At 43.9% G+C, this 20180-nt stretch carries 13 protein-coding genes; 10 read left to right on the top strand and 3 right to left on the bottom strand.

What is annotated here, in order from left to right; translation table 11 throughout:
* Window positions 1–4 precede the first annotated feature (4 nt).
* The 4 genes from KXJ80_RS08835 (at window position 5) to KXJ80_RS08850 (ending at window position 4357) form a co-directional block, all read left to right on the top strand.
* A complete protein-coding gene (locus KXJ80_RS08835) occupies window positions 5–379 on the top strand; it encodes a cytochrome c3 family protein (protein WP_052183958.1) in 375 nt (124 codons plus the stop codon).
* Window positions 380–475: 96 nt separating this feature from the next.
* Complete coding sequence (locus KXJ80_RS08840) at window positions 476–2125, top strand: HAL/PAL/TAL family ammonia-lyase (RefSeq protein ID WP_047534051.1); 1650 nt, start codon at window positions 476–478, stop codon at window positions 2123–2125.
* A 139-nt stretch (window positions 2126–2264) separates the two neighbouring features.
* Window positions 2265–3389 (top strand): putative porin, encoded by a 1125-nt coding sequence (locus KXJ80_RS08845; protein ID WP_259474655.1) that lies wholly within the window; start codon window positions 2265–2267, stop codon window positions 3387–3389.
* A gap of 122 nt (window positions 3390–3511) precedes the next feature.
* On the top strand, window positions 3512–4357 hold the full coding sequence (locus KXJ80_RS08850; protein WP_259474656.1) for a LysR family transcriptional regulator: 846 nt from the start codon (window positions 3512–3514) through the stop codon (window positions 4355–4357).
* Window positions 4358–4519: 162 nt separating this feature from the next.
* Here the strand turns inward: KXJ80_RS08850 and xseA are convergent, their stop codons facing one another.
* Entirely contained in the window at window positions 4520–5857 is a 1338-nt protein-coding gene (gene xseA / locus KXJ80_RS08855; protein ID WP_259474657.1) for an exodeoxyribonuclease VII large subunit, read from the bottom strand.
* A 122-nt stretch (window positions 5858–5979) separates the two neighbouring features.
* Between xseA and guaB the strand changes: the two genes are divergently transcribed.
* The 3 genes from guaB (at window position 5980) to tnpA (ending at window position 9750) form a co-directional block, all read left to right on the top strand.
* Window positions 5980–7446, top strand: a complete 1467-nt coding sequence (gene guaB / locus KXJ80_RS08860) for an IMP dehydrogenase (protein WP_140907529.1) — start codon at window positions 5980–5982, stop codon at window positions 7444–7446.
* A 116-nt stretch (window positions 7447–7562) separates the two neighbouring features.
* The gene (gene guaA / locus KXJ80_RS08865) at window positions 7563–9140 is read left to right on the top strand and encodes a glutamine-hydrolyzing GMP synthase (RefSeq protein WP_037420668.1); all 1578 of its coding nucleotides are present in this window, start codon (window positions 7563–7565) and stop codon (window positions 9138–9140) included.
* 175 nt (window positions 9141–9315) lie between these two features.
* A complete protein-coding gene (gene tnpA, locus KXJ80_RS08870; protein WP_259474645.1) occupies window positions 9316–9750 on the top strand; it encodes an IS200/IS605 family transposase in 435 nt (144 codons plus the stop codon).
* A 57-nt stretch (window positions 9751–9807) separates the two neighbouring features.
* On the opposite strand, the gene KXJ80_RS08875 is transcribed toward tnpA, so the two are convergent.
* Complete coding sequence (locus KXJ80_RS08875; RefSeq protein WP_172588201.1) at window positions 9808–10446, bottom strand: GGDEF domain-containing protein; 639 nt, start codon at window positions 10444–10446, stop codon at window positions 9808–9810.
* A 377-nt stretch (window positions 10447–10823) separates the two neighbouring features.
* Here KXJ80_RS08875 and tadA point away from each other — a divergent pair, with 377 nt between their 5' ends.
* Window positions 10824–11336 (top strand): tRNA adenosine(34) deaminase TadA, encoded by a 513-nt coding sequence (gene tadA, locus KXJ80_RS08880; RefSeq protein ID WP_144375230.1) that lies wholly within the window; start codon window positions 10824–10826, stop codon window positions 11334–11336.
* A 452-nt stretch (window positions 11337–11788) separates the two neighbouring features.
* Here the strand turns inward: tadA and mltF are convergent, their stop codons facing one another.
* On the bottom strand, window positions 11789–13225 hold the full coding sequence (mltF, locus tag KXJ80_RS08885) for a membrane-bound lytic murein transglycosylase MltF (RefSeq protein WP_037420663.1): 1437 nt from the start codon (window positions 13223–13225) through the stop codon (window positions 11789–11791).
* A 278-nt stretch (window positions 13226–13503) separates the two neighbouring features.
* Between mltF and purL the strand changes: the two genes are divergently transcribed.
* Together purL and KXJ80_RS08895 are read left to right on the top strand one after the other, a co-directional pair.
* The gene (gene purL, locus KXJ80_RS08890) at window positions 13504–17385 is read left to right on the top strand and encodes a phosphoribosylformylglycinamidine synthase (RefSeq protein ID WP_259474814.1); all 3882 of its coding nucleotides are present in this window, start codon (window positions 13504–13506) and stop codon (window positions 17383–17385) included.
* 1238 nt (window positions 17386–18623) lie between these two features.
* The gene (locus tag KXJ80_RS08895) at window positions 18624–20180 is read left to right on the top strand and encodes a cytochrome ubiquinol oxidase subunit I (RefSeq protein ID WP_037420657.1); all 1557 of its coding nucleotides are present in this window, start codon (window positions 18624–18626) and stop codon (window positions 20178–20180) included.

Genomic DNA, 20180 nt, shown 5'->3' on the forward strand with positions numbered 1-20180 from the left:
GATAATGATGAAATATATACATAAATTAGGTTTGGTTAGTGCTTTATTAATGACATCTTTATCAGCCTACACTACGGAGAATACGTTAAGTGGAGTCCCCATTAAAGAACATCATTTTAAGTTGATGGGAAAAGGTGGCAGTTGTAAAACATGTCACGGTAGCGGTATCCCGAATGAAAGACCAGATTCAAGTTTTTGTATTAGATGCCATGGTACAATGGACGAAATTCCAACGAAAGAAAATAAATACGATAAATTACCCCATGACTCTGCTCACTATCGGAATACATTGGAGTGTACAGCTTGTCATTCAGAGCATAAACCATCACATGCTATATGTAGTGATTGCCATATAGTGGAGTTTCCAAATTTAAAGTAATTCCAATTTAATAGACTCTATTTGTTGATTCTTAATTAATCTTGATTCGAAAAATAACTAGGTATTTTTATATTAAACTAATAATAGGACGTTGCCATGAAATTAAAAACTATACCGCTTGTAATAGCCGCTATATTACCTATGACATCAATCGCAGCAACTCATACGCTTGATGGTACTTCATTGACTGTAGATAAACTTTGGGAAATATCTAAGTCCGGTGAAGATGTTAACATTTCGAAAGAAGGTTGGGAGCGTATTCGAGCGTCTTATAAAGCACCTATTGATGCAGCTGAAGATGGGCGATCTATTTATGGATTAACGGTTAATTATGGTGCGCTGAAAGACCAGCGTGTCGCGGGGTCTTCGGTCGAAAATGAGCCGAATCGTTCAGAGTCGATTAAATTTAATGAGCGGCAAATGCGAATTCAAGCAGCAGGGATGGAGCCATTTTTACCTGAAGCTGAATCTAAAATGGCGATGGTTATCCGTTTGAACCAGATGGCTGCTGGATTTACTGGGATGAGTGTTGAGGCTGCCAATGCCTACATGGAATATATCAACAATGATGTTTATCCATTAATTCCTTCACGAGGTTCAGAAGGTGCAAATGATTTGAGTATGGTGACACATGTCGGCTTAGCCTTAATGGGTGAGTGGGATGTCATGTACCAAGGAAAGCGTCGCTCTTCAGCTGAGGTACGTAAAGAGCTTGGATTGAAAAAATATCAGCCATTTGGGATGGATGGTATTTCAATTCTCTCAAATAGTAATGTAGCTGAAGCACAATCGGTTACGGCAGTGAAAAAAGTGGAGCATCTGCTCGATCTATCATCTGTGATAATTGCGTCTAGTTTAGAAGCGTTAAATGGTAACGTGTCTCCTTTTCTATGGCATACAGTCGATACAAAAGGATGGCCACAGGGACATGAAGCGGCAGAATCTATTTTATCTCATTTAAAAGGTTCATATCTTTGGAGTGTTGATGCTAAGCGAAATTTACAGGACCCGTTAAGTTTTCGATCATCAGGTCAAATCTTAGCAGCAGCGAAAGAAGAATTACGCCAAGCAAAAGAGCTACTCAATACCGCAATCAACCATACGACAGATAATCCAATAGTGCATACAGATGCAAGAGATGATTTATGGTACAGCAATAGCGATTATGTTAATGGTTTACGGGTTGGTGGAAAAAATGTTTTTGTAAACTCAGGTTCTAATTTTGATAATACCCAGCTAGCAGTGCAGCTGGAGTCTTTGAGTCGTGCACTTGCTCAAGTGATTCATATTTCAGCCTGGCGTACTACCCAATTAGATGACGGTCACCGTACAAAATTAACAACATACTTAATTTCTAAGGAAAATGTTGGTGGTGATGGTTTTGCTAATATTGCACAGTCAATGTCCGGTCTTTATGCTGAAGCAATGTCTCTGACCAATAGTGCTGCAATTTATGGCGTACCAACATCTGTTGGTATTGAGGAAACTTTTAGTAACGTCAATTTAATTGCAAATCGCTTAGATAAAATTGCAGATATTGCTTATGAAATTTACTCTTATGAGGTGTTGCATACCACACAAGGTATGGATATCAGAACAAAAGAATATAGCCAAAAAATGGGAAATGGTACGAGTGAATTTCTTCATGAATACCGTAAATATGTTCCATTTGTATCTAAAGATAGAATTTACACTCCTGATATAAATAACGGTGTTAAATTTTTAAAAACCTACAGTACAAGATAATTTTTGTTACTTTCTAAATGATGGTTATCGTGCAAGGCATTTTATATATGCTTTGCACGCTATAAGTCGACCTAGCATAACTATTTCATTCTTCCATGAATAATATAATTCTATCAGTTTAATGTCTTTGGAGTAATTGATGAACATTAAGTTATTATGTAAGTTTATTTCTGTAATTGTTGGATTGTCTGCGTTTAGTATTTATGCGGATACGCCAGATGAAGGAATTAAATTTGGCGGTTCGGTTAGAGCGAACTATGCTTATAGAGATTATGACCAAGCTTCAAAAGATAAAGGGGGGGATTTTTATTTTGATGTTGCAACTTTAACGTTAAATGGAAAAATAGGGGACTGGGGGATATCTGCAGATTATAGACTGTCATCAAAAACGAATTTCATTAAACATGGTTATGGTTTCTATGATGTAAATGATGATCTGCAAGTTCAAGTTGGTATTAATAAGGTTCCTTTTGGTAATCGAGAGTTAATATCAAATAGTTGGTGGTTTGGTTTGCCATATTACTTAGGGTTTGAAGATGACTCTGACGTAGGTGTTAAAGTGGTTTATGAAAATCAAGGTTGGCATACAGATGTCGCCTTTTATAAAAGTGCTGAGTATGGTGCGACCGAGAACAAGCGTTATTCGACCGATTTGTATACCGGTACCATCAATGGCACTGAGTATCACAATGAAGAGACTAACCAGTTAAACGTGCGACAAACTTATACAACAGAATACGAAGGCGGCTCGACTACCTTTGGTGGCTCTGTGCAGTATGGTCAAATCTACAACAGCGAGACGGGCAACAATGGCGATCGCTATGCCGTAGCATTGCATTTAGACAGCAGCTACAAAGGCTGGAATTTACAAATGCAAGCCATGCAATATGAATACGATGCTGCAGATGCTATTGACTCTAATAAAATTGGCGTGTCAGTAGTAAGCTGGCAGTATGAAATTGCTTCTAAGGGCCAAGCCTATAACATCAACATTGCCAAAACCGTGAACACAGATTGGGGTAGCATTAAGTTCTACAACGACTTTGGTTTAATGACGCCAGATGTTGATGACGATAGCTACGATAACAGTATGCAAAACGTCACTGGTATGGCGATTTCTGCAGGTCCTACCTACACAATGATTGACTTTATTATGGGTAAAAATATGACCTTCTCTACCGCCAATAATGATCACATAGGTTTACCTGAAGTGGGTGATGATTGGGATAAAAGAGTTAATATAAACTTTGGCTTCTATTTTTAGTGGTAGATCTAGTTCACCATATTTTGATATTTGTTACTTTTGACACGTGTTGTGATATTTTTGTTGGGCAGAAGTAGGTTTTTGACTATATTGTCATTATTTTAAATCAAGGTTTTTAATCTATGATTAGCAGTGGCACTGTTCATGCTTTCTATTTTTCAGCAAAATATTCCAGCTTTTCACGGGCTGCGGAGATATTGGAGACAACGCAGCCTAATATAAGTGGACAAATAATAAAATTAGAAAAAGATCTTGATACAATACTATTTATTAGAAAGCAAGGCCGCGTTTCACTGTCTAAAGAAGGTGAGAAGCTGTATTTGGTTGCAGAAAAAATAGTAAATAGTTATAAAGAGTTTGATAGTGTTGTAGAATATTTTTTTGAAGAAGAACCAATAGTAATTGTTACTCAACCTAGGCTTTACACAAAGTATGTTGCACCTTATTTGACAGATGAGTTGATAAACAATAATTTATTTCATATTAAAACTGGCGAGTTGACAGCTATAAAAAGTTGGCTGGATAAGGAAGAAGCTGACATAGTGATTACTGAAGGGTTATTTGATAGTCATTCTAGATATATTAATGAGGGTGTTATTGATGTATTGAAGTTTAGTTGGGCTAAAAAAGTTAATCAACAGTTTGATATCCCCTGTCCAACACTCGTTCATTCAAAAGTCTGGGATCATTGGCATGATTTATCATCAGCTTTAAATCGAAACAAAGAGTTTAAGCGTAAGTTAATTATTGATACGCCAGATTTTGCTGAGCGTTTGATTGAGTCTGGTGTTGGTATTGGACTGCTACCGAACATTATGATTAGTAATAATGCTAATTTAGAAGTATGTCATGGTCCAACTAGAAACAATGTTCTCGGGCCAATATGCCTTTATTCAAAGAAATATTCACAACATAAAAATTTAAGGTCATTGGTTAATATGTTTAAAAAGGAATCAAGTGACAGTTAGTCGTTTATATAAAGATAATATTTTTAGCCTTTAGGACTAAATCTTTAGTTTATTAGCTGCACGTCATGCGTGGCAGCTAATGCTTGAAGAGTAAATGGCAGAAAGCCTATCACTTTTTGTCACATACTCCCCAATAAACTGCAAAATAATAAAGGCTTAATGTTATGGGAGACGAGTAACGGTAGACATTAGACGCTCGTTGGACAGTTGAGTTGTAATTGTATCACCAAGACTGATTTGACTTGCAGATGTGATAACTTCACCGTTTTTGTCAGTTGTGATGCTGTAGCCGCGACTTAAGGTGGCTAATGGACTGACCGTTTCAAGCTGATGGGCGGCATATTTAATTCGCTGCTCGCTTTGATTGAGGGTATCTTGCATTGCGTCCTGCAAACGCGTTGCTAAATAGCTCAAACGATTGGCCTCAAGTGCGAGTTTATGTTTTGGTGATTGTTGCTCGAGGCGATTTGCCAGTTGCTGCTGACGGCGACTTAAGCCATGCAGCTTATTGGTAAACGCCGCTTCGAGGCGTAATTGCATTTCATCGAAACGTTGCTCAAACTGCTGTAGGGTGCGCTTAGGATCTAAGCGTTGCAACCTGTGTTCAAGCAAGCTTAAGCGTCTCTCTTGCTTGAGTTGATAGTGGCTTACGCTCTGTTTAAGACGGGCAAGTACTGTGGCTAAACGTTGGCTTTTATTGTCACTGTCCTGCGAGAGCAGTTCAGCGCCTGCTGAGGGCGTGGGGGCACGCACATCGGCGACATAGTCGCTTATTGTGGTATCGACTTCATGGCCCACGGCACTCACTATGGGCAGTGCGCTGTTATAAATGGTATGGGCGAGCGCTTCGCTGTTAAAACACCATAAATCTTCTAACGAGCCACCGCCGCGGGTAAGCAGTAATACATCTACCTCAAGCCGTTGATTGGCGATATTGATCGCTTGGCAGATATTCATATCCGCGTTTTCACCCTGTACTTGTGTCGGGTAAATTATGACTTCAATCGATGGGTCACGACGTGCAAGCACATGTAACACATCGCGAATGGCGGCACCTGTAGGGGAGGTGATCACCCCGATGCGTTGAATATTTTTCGGAAGTTGGCGTTTAGTGTCGGCGGCAAATAATCCCTGCGCCGCGAGCTTCATTTTCAACGCTTCAAATTGTTGTGCCAGTAAGCCGTCTCCTGCGGGGAGCATTGACTCAATCAATAATTGATAGTCGCCCCGCGGCTCGTAAACGCTAATCGCACCTTTTACGATCACCTGCTGGCCATTTACGGGTTTAAAGCTAACGCTTTGGTTGCGGCCCTTAAACATGGCGCAGCGAATTTGTGAATAATGATCTTTAAGGGTTAAATACCAATGGCCTGAACTGGGGGCTGAAAAGTTGGAAATTTCCCCATTTAGCCAGATCTTACCCAGTTGCCCCTCAAGAATTTGCCTGACTTCACCATTGAGGCGTGAGACGGTATAAATATTATTTTTAGGGACTTGCATGTGTTTTCTCGCGCAAATGGGATTTTTTCACTATTTTCCATTTACCGCTCCCTAGATGCAAGGTATAATCCCGCCGCAATATTTCACCTCTAAAATCCTACTCAACTGGGGAGATGTTGCCTATGCTACGTTTAATTAAAGAAGCGCTAACTTTTGACGATGTGTTACTTGTTCCTGCGCATTCTACTGTACTCCCAAATACCGCCATTCTTAAAACTCGCCTGACCAATACCATTGAACTGAATATTCCGCTTGTGTCTGCCGCTATGGACACTGTGACCGAAGCGCGTCTTGCTATCGCCATGGCACAGGAAGGTGGCTTAGGTTTTATTCATAAAAACATGAGCATAGAAAAGCAGGCTGAAGAAGTTCGTAAAGTTAAAATTTACGAAGCAGGTGTAGTTCAACAACCTGTAACGGTAACGCCTTCAACCACACTTGCCGATCTTAAAGTGCTGACCGCTAAGAATGGTTTTGCGGGTTATCCTGTAGTCAACGACGCCAATGAGCTGATCGGTATTATCACTGGCCGTGACGTACGTTTCGTGACTGACTGGAGCAAAACCGTAGAAGAAGTGATGACGCCTAAAGCGCGTTTAGTCACGGTTGCCGAAGGCACTAAGTTAGATGAAGTGCAAAAATTAATGCACTCTCACCGTATCGAAAAAGTATTAGTTGTTGATGATAACTTCAAGCTGAAAGGCTTAATCACAGTTAAAGACTTCGAGAAAGCCGAGCGTAAACCTAACGCCTGTAAAGATGAGCTAGGTCGTTTACGTGTGGGCGCAGCCGTTGGTGCGGGTGCGGGTAACGAAGAGCGTGTCGATGCGCTGGTGAAAGCCGGTGTCGACGTGCTACTGATTGACTCTTCCCATGGCCATTCTGAAGGCGTACTCCAACGTATCCGTGAAACCCGCGCTAAATACCCAGATTTACAAATTATCGGTGGTAACGTGGCGACAGCGGAAGGCGCATTGGCCTTAGTTGAAGCCGGCGTTAACGCAGTTAAAGTCGGTATTGGCCCTGGTTCTATCTGTACCACACGTATCGTGACGGGTGTGGGCGTGCCACAAATTACTGCGGTTTCTGATGCGGCCGAAGCCGTAAAAGGATTAGGTATCCCTGTTATCGCCGACGGCGGTGTGCGTTTCTCTGGCGACTTAGCCAAAGCGTTAGCGGCGGGTGCATCATGCATTATGGCGGGCTCAATGTTCGCAGGTACTGATGAAGCGCCGGGCGAAACCGAGCTTTATCAAGGCCGCGCCTATAAGTCATATCGCGGTATGGGTTCTTTAGGCGCCATGTCTCAAGGTTCTTCCGATCGTTATTTCCAATCTGACAATGCTGCCGACAAGCTTGTGCCAGAAGGCATTGAAGGCCGTGTACCTTACAAAGGTAAGTTGAAGGAAATCATCCATCAGCATATGGGTGGTTTACGTTCATGCATGGGCTTAACAGGCTGTGCCACTATCCAAGAGCTGAATGAAAAAGCCCAGTTTGTGAAAGTTACTTCAGCGGGCATGGGCGAGTCCCACGTGCACGATGTGACGATCACTAAAGAAGCACCGAACTATCGTTCAGGTTCTTAAGCGTTTGTAATACCGGGGCGGCAGTTAGCCGCCCCGGTATTAAGATCCGTATGCCCTCAAGATTGCACTTCTCGTCTTGAGCTAAGTTAAAACAATAGATGAAATAAAGGTTATCCATGAGCGATATTCATGAGCATAAGATACTGATCCTCGATTTTGGATCTCAGTACACCCAACTGATTGCCCGTCGTATCCGTGAAATTGGTGTTTACTGTGAGTTATGGGCATGGGATGTGACCGAAGCCCAAATTCGTGAGTTTGCCCCGAACGGCATTATCCTCGCGGGCGGCCCAGAAAGCGTGACTGCGGATAACTCTCCCCGCGCACCTGAATATGTGTTCAATGCTGGCGTACCTGTTCTTGGTATTTGCTATGGCATGCAAACCATGTCTGAACAGCTTGGCGGTAAAGTGATCCAAGGCGTGGGTGAAGGCGAATTTGGTTATGCCCAGATTGAAATGCTTGCCGAATCTGCCCTGTTTAAAGGTATTGAAGATGCCGTTAGCAGCGATGGCAAGTCTCTGCTGGATGTATGGATGAGCCATGGCGATAAAGTGTCGGCGATCCCAGAAGGCTTTGTGGCCGTAGCTAAAACCGATACTTGCCCATTTGCGGCCATGTCTTGTGAGGAAAAACGTTTCTACGGCGTACAGTTCCACCCTGAAGTAACCCATACCCGTCAAGGTATGCGTATGCTGTCGCACTTTGCCTTAGATATCTGTGGTTGTGCCGCAAACTGGAAGCCGTCATCCATTATCGAAGACGCCATCGAGCGCTTGAAAAAGCAAGTGGGTGACGATGAAGTGATTTTAGGTCTGTCTGGTGGTGTGGATTCATCTGTCGTGGCCATGCTGCTGCACCGCGCAATTGGTAAGAAGCTGACCTGCGTATTTGTTGATAACGGCTTACTGCGTTTAAACGAAGCCAAGCAAGTGATGGAAATGTTTGGCGACCATTTTGGTCTGAACATTGTTCACGTCGATGCGGAAAACCGCTTCCTTGACGCGCTGAAAGGCGAAGCCGATCCAGAAGCGAAACGTAAAATCATCGGCCGTGTATTCGTTGAGATCTTCGACGAAGAAGCCAAGAAATGCGTTAACGCTAAATGGTTAGCCCAAGGCACCATCTACCCAGACGTGATTGAATCCGCTGGCAGCGCCACAGGTAAAGCCCATGTGATTAAGTCGCACCATAACGTTGGCGGTCTGCCAGACGATATGGAGTTAGGTCTGGTTGAGCCACTGCGCGAACTCTTTAAAGACGAAGTGCGTAAGATTGGCCTTGAGCTAGGTCTGCCATACAACATGCTTTACCGCCACCCGTTCCCAGGACCAGGTTTAGGCGTGCGTGTACTGGGCGAAGTGAAGAAAGAATACTGTGATTTGCTGCGCCGCGCCGATGCGATTTTCATCGAAGAGCTGCACAAAGCTGATCTTTATAACAAAGTCAGCCAAGCCTTTACTGTGTTCTTACCGGTTCGCTCTGTGGGTGTGATGGGCGATGGCCGTAAATACGATTGGGTGGTGTCACTGCGCGCCGTTGAAACCATCGACTTTATGACCGCGCATTGGGCACATTTGCCATATGATTTCCTTGGCCGCGTATCAAACCGCATCATCAACGAAATCGACGGTATTTCCCGCGTAGTTTACGATATTTCAGGTAAGCCACCTGCAACCATCGAATGGGAATAATTGCTTGTCTTAATGGCATGATTAATTAACGAAAGGCGCCAAGTGCGCCTTTTTTATTTTTAGCCCAAAACCACCTACTTCAGTAGGTGGTTATCATCATTTGAGGCTTTGCCTGTATACCTACCCATGTTAAATGCATCTTTGATTTTTAGCGAAGTCAAAAGAGGCAAATAACATGAGTAGATACGAGCAAGCATCGCATGTGTTCTGGCGATGTCAATATCATATAGTCTGGACACCAAAGTACCGCTTTCGGATATTGAAAGGTAATGTCGGAAAAGAGGTTTATCGATGCATTCAGGTTTATTGCCATCAAATGGGATGCATAGTCATGGAGCTAAATGTTCAAGTTGACCATGTTCATTTAGTGGTGAAGGTACCTCCGAAGATATCTATATCGAATTTAATGGGGGCGTTAAAAGGTAAGATAGCTTTGAAAATATTCAGTAAATTTCCTTACCTACGTAAGAATAAACTTTGGGGAAATCATTTTTGGCAGAGAGGATACTTCGTCGATTCGATTGGAATTAACGAGGAAATAATCCGTAGATACGTTAGGCATCAAGAGAAAGTAGAGTGGCAAGAGCAGGGTCAACTTGCTCTTGAATAAAGGCCCCCTTTTAGGGGGTTAAAACAAAGCCACCTTCTTCAGAAGGTGGATTCTTTACTATTCCAGCTCGTCAGCGCTGACTATGCGGTTTCGTCCCAGATGTTTGGCTTGGTATAATGCTTTATCCGCAAGATTGATGACTTCATCTCGGTTTTGATTGTTAGCGCTGACATGTGCAATGCCAATGCTGACGGTGAGCTGTAATACATGTTTTTCAACTGTAAAATAAGTTTTTTCTATTAATGCTCTTATTTTTTCGGCGATGATCTTAGCCGTGTCGGTATTACAATTGTTGATTTCAATTAGAAATTCTTCACCACCCCATCGGGCAACTCGGTCTTCTTTTCGTAAACATTGCCTGATGTAGTCAGCGACTTGAGTAAGCACTTCATCACCAGCAGAATGACCATAATTATCATTAATTTGTTTAAAGTAATCGATATCGAGCATTAAGTACGAATTGACTTCAGTCTTGGTTGGTTTATTCGATGTTTGGTTAAAACTACGTCGATTTAATAGTCCCGTTAATGGGTCTGTATTCGCCGCAATATCAAGTATTTGAGTTCGGATTATCTGTTGTTGGATCAATTTATATAAGCCGAACCAAGCGCATATTATTCCTAGGTTAAAAAGTAAATCTTCAACTTCTTGATAGTAATGATCTTCAAATGAGGCTACCTCATCCAAGATATTCATATTGTTTCCAAAAAATAAACAGCCACAACCAGTCAATAACCAAAAGTAGATTTGGTTGCAACGCCGGATATGGGCAATATAGAACATCATAAATAACCATATAACAGTGCGTAGCAGTTCAAGATTGAGCTCATAATAATTAATCTCAGCTTTGAGAGGTTTGCCATATAGCATGGCGAACGAAAAGCTCATACTAATCATAAGAATGAAGAACTGCCAAATGTATCGAGTCATTTGAATATTCGTATCAGTTCAGGATGTTAGGTCAAGTATAGTATGGCGATAGTTTTGTGCATCAGATTAGCTATCGCCATGAATTATCAATATATTGCTGATATAATCTGTCATTATTTAAGCTTGATAAATTGAGTATGTGAGTGGATACAAATCAACAAGATGAACATTGGATGCGGGTCGCGATGGCCATGGCCGAGAAGGCCGAGGCTGAAGGTGAAGTGCCCGTAGGCGCGGTGTTAGTGAAGGATGGCCAGCAAATTGCGGCTGGGTATAACTTGTCTATCAGTCAGCATGATCCTTGTGCCCATGCTGAGATCCTCTGTTTGCGCGCCGCTGGGCAAACCGTTGAAAACTATCGACTCCTTGATGCTACCTTATATGTGACCCTTGAGCCTTGTGCCATGTGTGCTGGCGCTATGGTGCATAGCCGTATTGCTAGAGTGGTATTTGGGGCTCGGGATGAAAAAACGGGCGCCGCGGGCACCGTGCTTAATCTCTTGCAACATCCCGTTTTTAATCATCAAGTTGAGGTAACATCCGGCGTGTTAGCGCAGGATTGTGCCGACCAATTGAGCCGCTTTTTTAAACGTCGTCGGGAGGAAAAGAAGGCTTTAAAACAGGCTCAAAAGGCGCAGCAGGAGAGGATTTCTTAAGGACTAAATTGAGTTATTGTTTTGATTTAGTCTTGCGCTTGCAGAAAGGTAAAAAACAGTTTGTGACGATTCAGCACTCGGCGATGGCGAATTTTAAGTAAAGTACGACGGCGAGACGCATTGTTATTGATGGTTTTTCTTCTCATATAGACCCCATTTCAATCTTGTTATTGTTTAAGTTAAGGCTACTTTGCTTGGGTTACCATTTTGGTTGAGAGACAATGGTTAACGCGGCAATCATTTTTGTCTTTATTTGTCATTACGACAGTATCAGTAGAGATCTCATGCGGCAATCCCCCATGATGCATCTGCTCTATAAAGCAGCATTTTTACCTCAAAGCGGCTTCACTTTAGCGCGTATTCACTTAATCTAAGATTAAAAGCTAAGGCTTATTCTGTTGGCGTTTCAACACTGTGGCGTAATTCAAACTATTTGGCAGATATTTGTTGGGCTATTTTGGCTTATCAGGGCTTAAGGTGCCAGATACTGGTGCGGGTGTATCTTCTGAAGCTAGATCGCTGGGTTCGACGTCATCACTATTTTGCTGTTGAGACTGATTATCGACCCAGACTAAGGTGTCGTAGTAGCGACGAATGCTATCCACATAATGCACGGCTTCGCTACCACGGGCGTAACCGTAGCGGGTCTTTTGGTAGTATTTGCGCTTTTGCAGCAGTGGTAACACCTTTTTAAGATCTCGCCACGCGTTGGGATTTAACTCCATAGATTCAGCAAGTTTACGGGCGTCTTCCACATGGGCATAACCGATATTGTAAGATGCCAGTGCAAACCACATGCGTTGACTTTCGGGAATCGACTCGGGTAAACGGTTGATCATATCCCGTAAATAGGCGGCGCCGCCGCGGATACTTTCTTCAGCATCGAGTCGGTTGGTGATGCCAATTTCTTTGGCGGTCGGTTGTGTCAACATCATCATACCGCGCACGCCAGTCGGTGAGCGGGCATTGGGATTCCAATGGGACTCTTGATAACTGGTCGCTGCTAATTTTCGCCAATCTAAGTCACCGGCGTGGGTTTCAAATAACTGGCGGTAGCGTGGTAACACGGTTTCGATGGCGCGTAGGAAGGCGCGGGTGTCGATATAATCGAAACGTTTAACATGGCCAAAATATTTTTCGTTTAGATGATCGAGTGTGCCAGCTAATTTTTCTTGGTGCCAAAATGCTAGCAGTTGACTCATCAAACCATCGCTATGATTGGCGGGTAATAACCAGACTACGTCGAGCTTCTCTTCAAGTACTAATCCAGCGCGGAGATCGGGTAAGTAGCGACGGTTTATTTGTACGCTACTGGAGTCGGCTATGGTGTAGTCAATTTCTTTATTGGCGATCATTGCTAGCAGTTCTTCGCTGTCTTTATCTGTCACTTGATCCCATACCAGCGTCGGATGGCGTTTCTGCAATTGAGTCAAGGTTTCGACAAATGCTGAGTCGGCAATAACAGTAATTTTACCCTTTAAATCAGTAATATCTTTGGGTGTAGGCATACCTTCACGGTAAACCAATACTTGATTAACCCGATAAAGTGGCGGGCCTAAACGGAATTGCTCGCGCCGTGTTGGGGTTTCTGTCATCCCTGCGGCGATGATATCAATCTCGTTTTTTTTCAGTGCTTCATAGAGCTCTACACGACTGGTATAGGGCACCATTTTTAAGGGGACATCGAGGTATTCGGCAAAGAGCACGGCCATATCATAATCGAAACCGCTGTTGCCTTGGCCCGAGGTCATATAAATTTGCGGGCCATAAAGGGTGCCGACTCTTAATTCGGTGAGTTTATGGGGGACGTATTCTGTTTCTTCCACGGTAACTTGCTGACAGGCAGTCAGTAAGAAACCCAAGATAGTCAAGAACAGAAATCGAGCCATTAAGTACACTTTATTAAATAAAATCAAAAAGATGAATAGTAGAAGGTCAGTGAGGTAACTAAGATAAACTAGCTGACATTGCTGTGATTATATCCGTTTGTCACCGATTACGTAAAAAAATCGTATCGAATGGTGTGCAAACCAAGAAAAAAGGTTTGCTTTTTATCTTATAGGAAACACTGTTTTGCGTAAGGTCACAGGTGATTTGTGACAGACATTTCCCTATAATAGCGCCATCTCTGACCCCTGCAATTATAAATATAAGGTGAATTGACGTGATGGAGATCATCCGCGGAGCCCCAGCACTCTCGACGTTTAGAGTGCAAAAGCTAATGGAGGCCTGCGTAAACGCTGCGCTTCCGGTACGCCAAATCTATGCTGAGTATGTTCATTTAGCGGATTTGAGCGAGTTGCTTGAGACCAATGAGCGCAAGCAACTTGAAAAAATTCTCACCTATGGACCTGCTATCGAAGCCCATACCCCCCAAGGTTCACTCCTGTTTGTTACTCCCCGCCCCGGCACAATTTCCCCATGGTCTTCAAAAGCTACTGATATCGCCCACAATTGTGGTCTCGGTAAGGTAAAGCGTTTGGAACGTGGTGTTGCCTATTATGTGGAGTCAGACACTTTGACTGCCGAGCAGCAACAAACCCTCAAAGGGTTATTGCACGACCGTATGGTTGAAGTGGTTCTGGACGATTTTGCAAAGGCCGATGTGCTGTTTAAACGCACTGAACCTGCGCCTTTCAAGAGTGTGAACGTGTTGGCTGAAGGTCGCCGTGCCCTTGAAGTGGCCAACGTCGAAATGGGTTTAGCGCTCGCTGAAGATGAAATCGATTATTTAGTCGAAAACTTTGTCCGTTTGAACCGCAATCCAAATGATATCGAACTGATGATGTTTGCTCAGGCCAACTCCGAGCACTGCCGTCACAAGATTTTTAACGCAGATTGGACAATTGATGGCGAGGCGCAGCCTAAGTCTCTGTTCAAGATGATTAAAAACACCTTTGAAACCACACCAGACCACGTGTTATCTGCCTATAAAGATAACGCCGCTGTGATGGAAGGTTCGGTTGCGGGACGTTTCTTCCCCGATCCAAACGGTGTTTATAGCTATCACACTGAACCAATGCACGTACTGATGAAAGTGGAAACCCACAACCATCCAACGGCAATCAGTCCATACCCTGGTGCGGCGACGGGGTCTGGTGGTGAGATCCGTGACGAAGGTGCAACTGGTCGTGGTTCTAAACCTAAAGCGGGTTTAACTGGCTTTAGCGTATCGAATTTAAAAATCCCAGGTTTTGTTCAACCTTGGGAAGGTAATTATGGTAAGCCGGATCGCATCGTTAGCGCTCTGGATATTATGACCGAAGGCCCATTAGGCGGCGCCGCGTTTAACAACGAGTTTGGTCGTCCAGCCCTGTTAGGTTACTTCCGTACCTATGAGCAAGAAGTCTCTAGCCACAACGGCGTAGAAGTCCGTGGTTATCATAAGCCCATTATGTTAGCGGGTGGTTTAGGTAATATTCGCGAAGAGCATGTACAAAAAGGCGAAATCACCGTCGGTGCTAAGCTGATCGTACTCGGTGGCCCTGCGATGAACATCGGTCTGGGCGGCGGCGCGGCTTCTTCGATGGCGTCAGGTCAATCGAGCGAAGATTTAGACTTTGCGTCAGTACAGCGTGAAAACCCAGAAATGGAGCGCCGCTGTCAGGAAGTGATCGACCGCTGCTGGCAGTTAGGCGATAAAAACCCAATCCAATTTATCCACGATGTGGGCGCGGGTGGTTTATCTAACGCATTCCCTGAGTTAGTGAATGATGGCGGCCGTGGTGGTATCTTCAATCTGCGCAATGTGCCATCGGACGAGCCGGGCATGAGCCCGCTGGAGATCTGGTGTAACGAATCGCAGGAACGTTATGTACTTTCGGTTGCTGCCGAAGACTTGCCTTTATTTACTGCAATTTGTGAGCGTGAGCGCGCACCGTTTGCGGTAGTGGGCGAGGCGACGCAAGAGCAGCATTTAACCCTAGCCGACAGCCATTTCGATAACAATCCCATCGATTTACCACTCGAGGTGTTATTAGGTAAAGCACCTAAGATGAGCCGTAATGTGGTGTCTAAAAAGGCGGTTTCACCTGCACTTGAGCAAAGCAATATCGATATTAAAGATGCGGTTAAACGTATTCTTAGCTTGCCAACAGTGGCGGACAAAACCTTCTTGATCACCATTGGTGACCGCACAGTAACGGGTCTAGTGAACCGTGACCAAATGGTTGGCCCATGGCAAGTACCCGTTGCAGATTGCGCGGTAACTGCGGCAAGCTTTGATACCTACGCCGGTGAAGCTATGTCATTGGGTGAACGTACGCCGCTGGCACTGCTCGATTTTGGCGCCTCTGCCCGTATGGCGGTGGCCGAATCGATTATGAACATCGCGGGTGCGGATATTGGTTCGTTCAAACGTATCAAACTGTCGGCTAACTGGATGTCGGCCGCAGGTCACCCTGGCGAAGATGCGGGTCTTTATGAAGCGGTTAAGGCTGTCGGTGAAGAGCTGTGTCCAGAACTGAGCCTGACCATTCCTGTCGGTAAAGACTCCATGTCGATGAAAACCGCATGGCAGCAAGATGGTGTGAATAAAACCGTGACATCACCAATGTCATTGGTTATCACGGCCTTTGGTGTGGTGCAGGATATTCGTAACACCGTGACGCCAGAGCTGCGCAGCGATAAAGGTGAAACCTCTTTATTGCTAGTTGACTTAGGCGCTGGTAAAAATCGTTTAGGTGGTTCTTGTTTAGCACAGGTTTACGGTGAGTTAGGCGATATCGCGCCAGACTTAGACGATGCTGCACTGTTACGTGGTTTCTTCGAAACCATGCAAAAGCTAGTGGCTAATAAGTTAGTGATTGCTTACCACGATCGTAGCGACGGTGGTTTATTCACGACCTTGGTGGAAATGGCCTTTGCGGGTAACACTGGCTTAGACATTGATATAGAAGATCTACAGGGCACTGATTTAGAAATACTCTTTAATGAAGAGCTCGGCGCTGTGCTGCAAGTGAGCCGCGATAACGCTGCCAAAATCGCCGCTCAGTTTGCTATCGCTGGCGTACCTTGCCATGTGATCGGAACGCTAGCCGATGATCAACGCATCACCATTAAAGAGGGTGAGCGTGAAGTGTTCAGCGAGACGCGTGTTGCACTGCGCACTGTGTGGTCAGAAACCACTTACCGTATGCAAGCACTGCGTGATAACCCAGCCTGTGCATTAGAAGAATTTAAGCTTAAGCAGGATGAAACTGACTTAGGTTTAACGGTTAAGTTAAGCTTTGACCCGAGTGAAGACGTTGCTGCGCCTTATATCCTCAAAGGTGCTGCACCTAAAATGGCAATCCTGCGTGAGCAGGGCGTAAACTCCCATGTCGAAATGGCTGCTGCGTTTGATCGCGCAGGGTTTGAAAGCCGCGACGTGCATATGTCTGACATTCTGTCAGGTCGCATTAGCCTTGAAGAGTTCCAAGGTTTGGTGGCTTGTGGTGGCTTCTCCTACGGTGACGTACTAGGTGCCGGTGAAGGTTGGGCTAAGTCGATTCTGTTTAACGAGCGTGCTCGCGATGAGTTTTCACGTTTCTTTGAACGTGACTCAAGCTTTGCGCTCGGCGTGTGTAACGGCTGTCAAATGCTGTCAAATCTGAAGGAAATTATTCCTGGTAGCGAGCATTGGCCACGTTTCGTGCGTAACCGCTCTGAGCGTTTTGAAGCACGTTTCAGCTTGGTTGAAGTGCAGCAAAGTCCGTCATTGTTCTTCCAAGGTATGGCGGGTTCACGTATGCCAATCGCTGTATCCCACGGTGAAGGACATGCTGAGTTTGCTAGTGCACAGGCGCTGGCCTTAGCAGAGGCTTCTGGCACCATTGCGCTGCGTTTTGTGAATGGTAAAGGCGAGATCGCGACTCAATACCCACAAAACCCGAACGGCTCGCCAAACGGGTTAACCGGTATCTGTAGTACTGATGGCCGTGTGACCTTGATGATGCCACACCCTGAGCGTGTATTTAGAACGGTTGCGAACTCGTGGCACCCAGATAACTGGGGTGAAGACAGCCCATGGATGCGGATGTTCCGCAATGCGCGAGTCAACTTAGGCTAAGGTTTTTATTGATAAAACCATCACTTAAGTGACTAAAAAGGAGCGAAAATTTTCGCTCCTTTTTTATATATAAAACGCATCTTTTAAAAAAATAATATATTTTAATATGTTAGCTTTATATGCTTTTTTTCTAATGCAGTCAATTTGAAAAATACCGACTTAATCAGCTAAATACCTCTTAATAAGTAGTTCACACAAGTGAAACAAAACCTTATTGCCATTTTTTAACTGCTTTAATGCCTGCAATCTGCGGACAATAAAAATAAAAAGCCCCCAACTCATCGAGAAGGGGGCTCGTTTTGCGCTAACAAAACTTCAAATCAAATCAGTATTATTTCAGAGTAAGCGGTGAACGATTACAGCTCATGCGCTGTATAAAGTTCAACAAAAACACGCTTATAGCTGTTAACCAGACGTTCGAATAAGTTTGTCATATCTCTTTCTCCACACCAAAGTTAGACCTATGTGCGCGGAGTTGGGCTTGTCTGGGACACTTCACCAGTCGTACCAAACCGTCTCCTTAACACAGGAGATATATTAACCAATCTCACAGTCACTCTCAAACGAGAAAAAATACAATTAATCATTAAAAAAACTAATTAATATTAGTTGATTTGTTTTTTTGCTAATCCTTTATGTCTTTTTAACTTATTGTTTGTATTAGTTTATTTTGTGTGTTTGCATTTTTTGTGATTATTGTTTTATTAGTGTTAATGTTGTTTTTTATTTGTTTTTTGTTGTTTTTGCTGGTTATGGTAGTAATTTGTACTAAAGTGCTTAAAAGTTTATTTTTTAATTCTTTCAATCTTGTTCTCTACTTCATATTTTATTTCCTGTCAATAGGGTGTCAAAGTGAAGTGTGTGCCCTGCCGCAAAACCCATCTAAACCCCTGAGTTTGATTGATTTGAATCAAAGGCGGGTGGTATAAAATACTCACAAATGAAAGCGATTAAATATCTTAACTATCTGATATTTATATCGATGGGATCATTTGTAGGATTGGGTGGTGAGGTGGAAGTCTCAAAGCCGAGCGATAGTGTGACTAGGGTCTCAGTATGCAAGGAAAAAGGGGATTTTTAGGCCTTGCTGCCTCGATGTAATGAAAAAGATGATATTTAACGGTTTATACTGGCTTCAGCTATAAACACAAAATGAAAACTCACTATCCTACAAAGGCACTTGCTATGAATGGCTCATGTTGTCGTAGCAATTGGACGCACCACGTAAGGAGTCACCGATGATTGTTGAAGAGGTTGTTGAGCTATCGCGGCTACAGTTTGCGCTGACAGCCATGTATCACTTCCTGTTTGTTCCCTTAACCTTGGGGTTGGCATTTTTGCTGGCTATCATGGAATCACTCTATGTGATGACTGATAAACAAATTTATAAAGATATGACTAAGTTCTGGGGTAAGTTGTTTGGTATCAACTTTGCCTTGGGTGTATCAACGGGTTTAGCGATGGAATTCCAGTTTGGTACTAACTGGTCTTACTATTCACACTATGTAGGTGACATCTTTGGTGCACCGCTGGCCATCGAAGGTTTAATGGCATTCTTCTTAGAATCGACCTTCGTAGGTATGTTCTTCTTCGGTTGGGATCGTTTCTCAAAACGTCAACATTTAGCGACAACTTGGTTGGTGGCTTTTGGTTCCAACTTCTCCGCATTGTGGATTCTGGTAGCAAACGGTTGGATGCAAAACCCTGTAGGTAGCGTGTTCAATTACGAAACCATGCGTATGGAAATGACCAGCTTTGCTGATGTTATCTTCAACCCTGTTGCACAGGTGAAGTTTGTTCACACTGTGGCTTCTGGCTATGTAACAGGTGCAATGTTCGTATTAGCGATCAGCTCTTACTACATTCTGAAGAAACGTGACTTACCTTTTGCCCGTCGTTCATTTGCGATTGCCGCCAGCTTTGGTATGGCATCTATCCTGTCTGTTATCGTTTTGGGTGACGAATCAGGTTATAAAGTGGGTGAAGCGCAGCGCGTTAAGTTAGCGGCAATCGAAGCTGAGTGGCATACAGAGCCAGCTCCAGCGGCCTTTACTGCAGTTGGTTTCCCAAATCAAGAAACCATGCATACCGATTTTGCGGTGAAGATCCCTTACGCAATGGGTATCGTGGCAACACGTTCTTTAGATGAAGAAGTGACTGGTCTGCGTGACTTAGTGGCTGAACACGAAGTGCGTATTCGCAATGGTATGAAAGCCTATGAGATGCTGGTGAAACTGCGCGCTGGTGATAAGTCTCCAGAATTACGTGAAGCATTTGAAGCGGCTAAAGTTGACTTAGGTTACGGCTTACTGCTGAAACGTTACACCGACAACGTAGTTGATGCGACAGAAGAGCAAATCAAAGCGGCTGCGAAGGATTCTATCCCGAACGTGGCACCGATTTTCTGGAGCTTCCGTGTGATGGTTGGCTTAGGTTTTGTGATGTTGATTGTGTTCGCTGCGGCCTTCTGGCAAAGCACACGTCATCAAATCGAAGAGAAGAAATGGGTTCTTAAAGCGGCGCTCTTTAGCTTGCCATTACCTTGGATTGCTATCGAGTGTGGTTGGTTTGTGGCTGAATATGGCCGTCAACCTTGGACCATCTCTGAGGTTCTGCCGACCTTTATGTCTGCCTCGAGTCTAACGACTGGGGATCTGTGGTTCAGTATTATTTCGATTTCACTGTTCTACACTGTGCTGCTGGTGATCGAGATATTCTTGATGCTTAAGTTTGCCCGTCTTGGCCCTAGCAGCTTAAAGACTGGTCGTTATCACTTCGAGAAACTAGAAGCCTAA

Source organism: Shewanella xiamenensis (assembly GCF_024971755.1).
GTDB lineage: Bacteria > Pseudomonadota > Gammaproteobacteria > Enterobacterales > Shewanellaceae > Shewanella > Shewanella xiamenensis.

Excerpts from the sequence above, each read along its gene's own strand:
- KXJ80_RS08835 (WP_052183958.1), top strand. The coding sequence starts at position 5 with ATGATGAAATATATACATAAATTAGGTTTGGTTAGTGCTTTATTAATG.
- KXJ80_RS08840 (WP_047534051.1), top strand. The coding sequence starts at position 476 with ATGAAATTAAAAACTATACCGCTTGTAATAGCCGCTATATTACCTATG.
- KXJ80_RS08845 (WP_259474655.1), top strand. The coding sequence starts at position 2,265 with ATGAACATTAAGTTATTATGTAAGTTTATTTCTGTAATTGTTGGATTG.
- KXJ80_RS08850 (WP_259474656.1), top strand. The coding sequence starts at position 3,512 with ATGATTAGCAGTGGCACTGTTCATGCTTTCTATTTTTCAGCAAAATAT.
- xseA (WP_259474657.1), bottom strand. The coding sequence starts at position 5,857 with ATGCAAGTCCCTAAAAATAATATTTATACCGTCTCACGCCTCAATGGT.
- guaB (WP_140907529.1), top strand. The coding sequence starts at position 5,980 with ATGCTACGTTTAATTAAAGAAGCGCTAACTTTTGACGATGTGTTACTT.
- guaA (WP_037420668.1), top strand. The coding sequence starts at position 7,563 with ATGAGCGATATTCATGAGCATAAGATACTGATCCTCGATTTTGGATCT.
- tnpA (WP_259474645.1), top strand. The coding sequence starts at position 9,316 with ATGAGTAGATACGAGCAAGCATCGCATGTGTTCTGGCGATGTCAATAT.
- KXJ80_RS08875 (WP_172588201.1), bottom strand. The coding sequence starts at position 10,446 with ATGAATATCTTGGATGAGGTAGCCTCATTTGAAGATCATTACTATCAA.
- mltF (WP_037420663.1), bottom strand. The coding sequence starts at position 13,225 with ATGGCTCGATTTCTGTTCTTGACTATCTTGGGTTTCTTACTGACTGCC.
- purL (WP_259474814.1), top strand. The coding sequence starts at position 13,504 with ATGGAGATCATCCGCGGAGCCCCAGCACTCTCGACGTTTAGAGTGCAA.
- KXJ80_RS08895 (WP_037420657.1), top strand. The coding sequence starts at position 18,624 with ATGATTGTTGAAGAGGTTGTTGAGCTATCGCGGCTACAGTTTGCGCTG.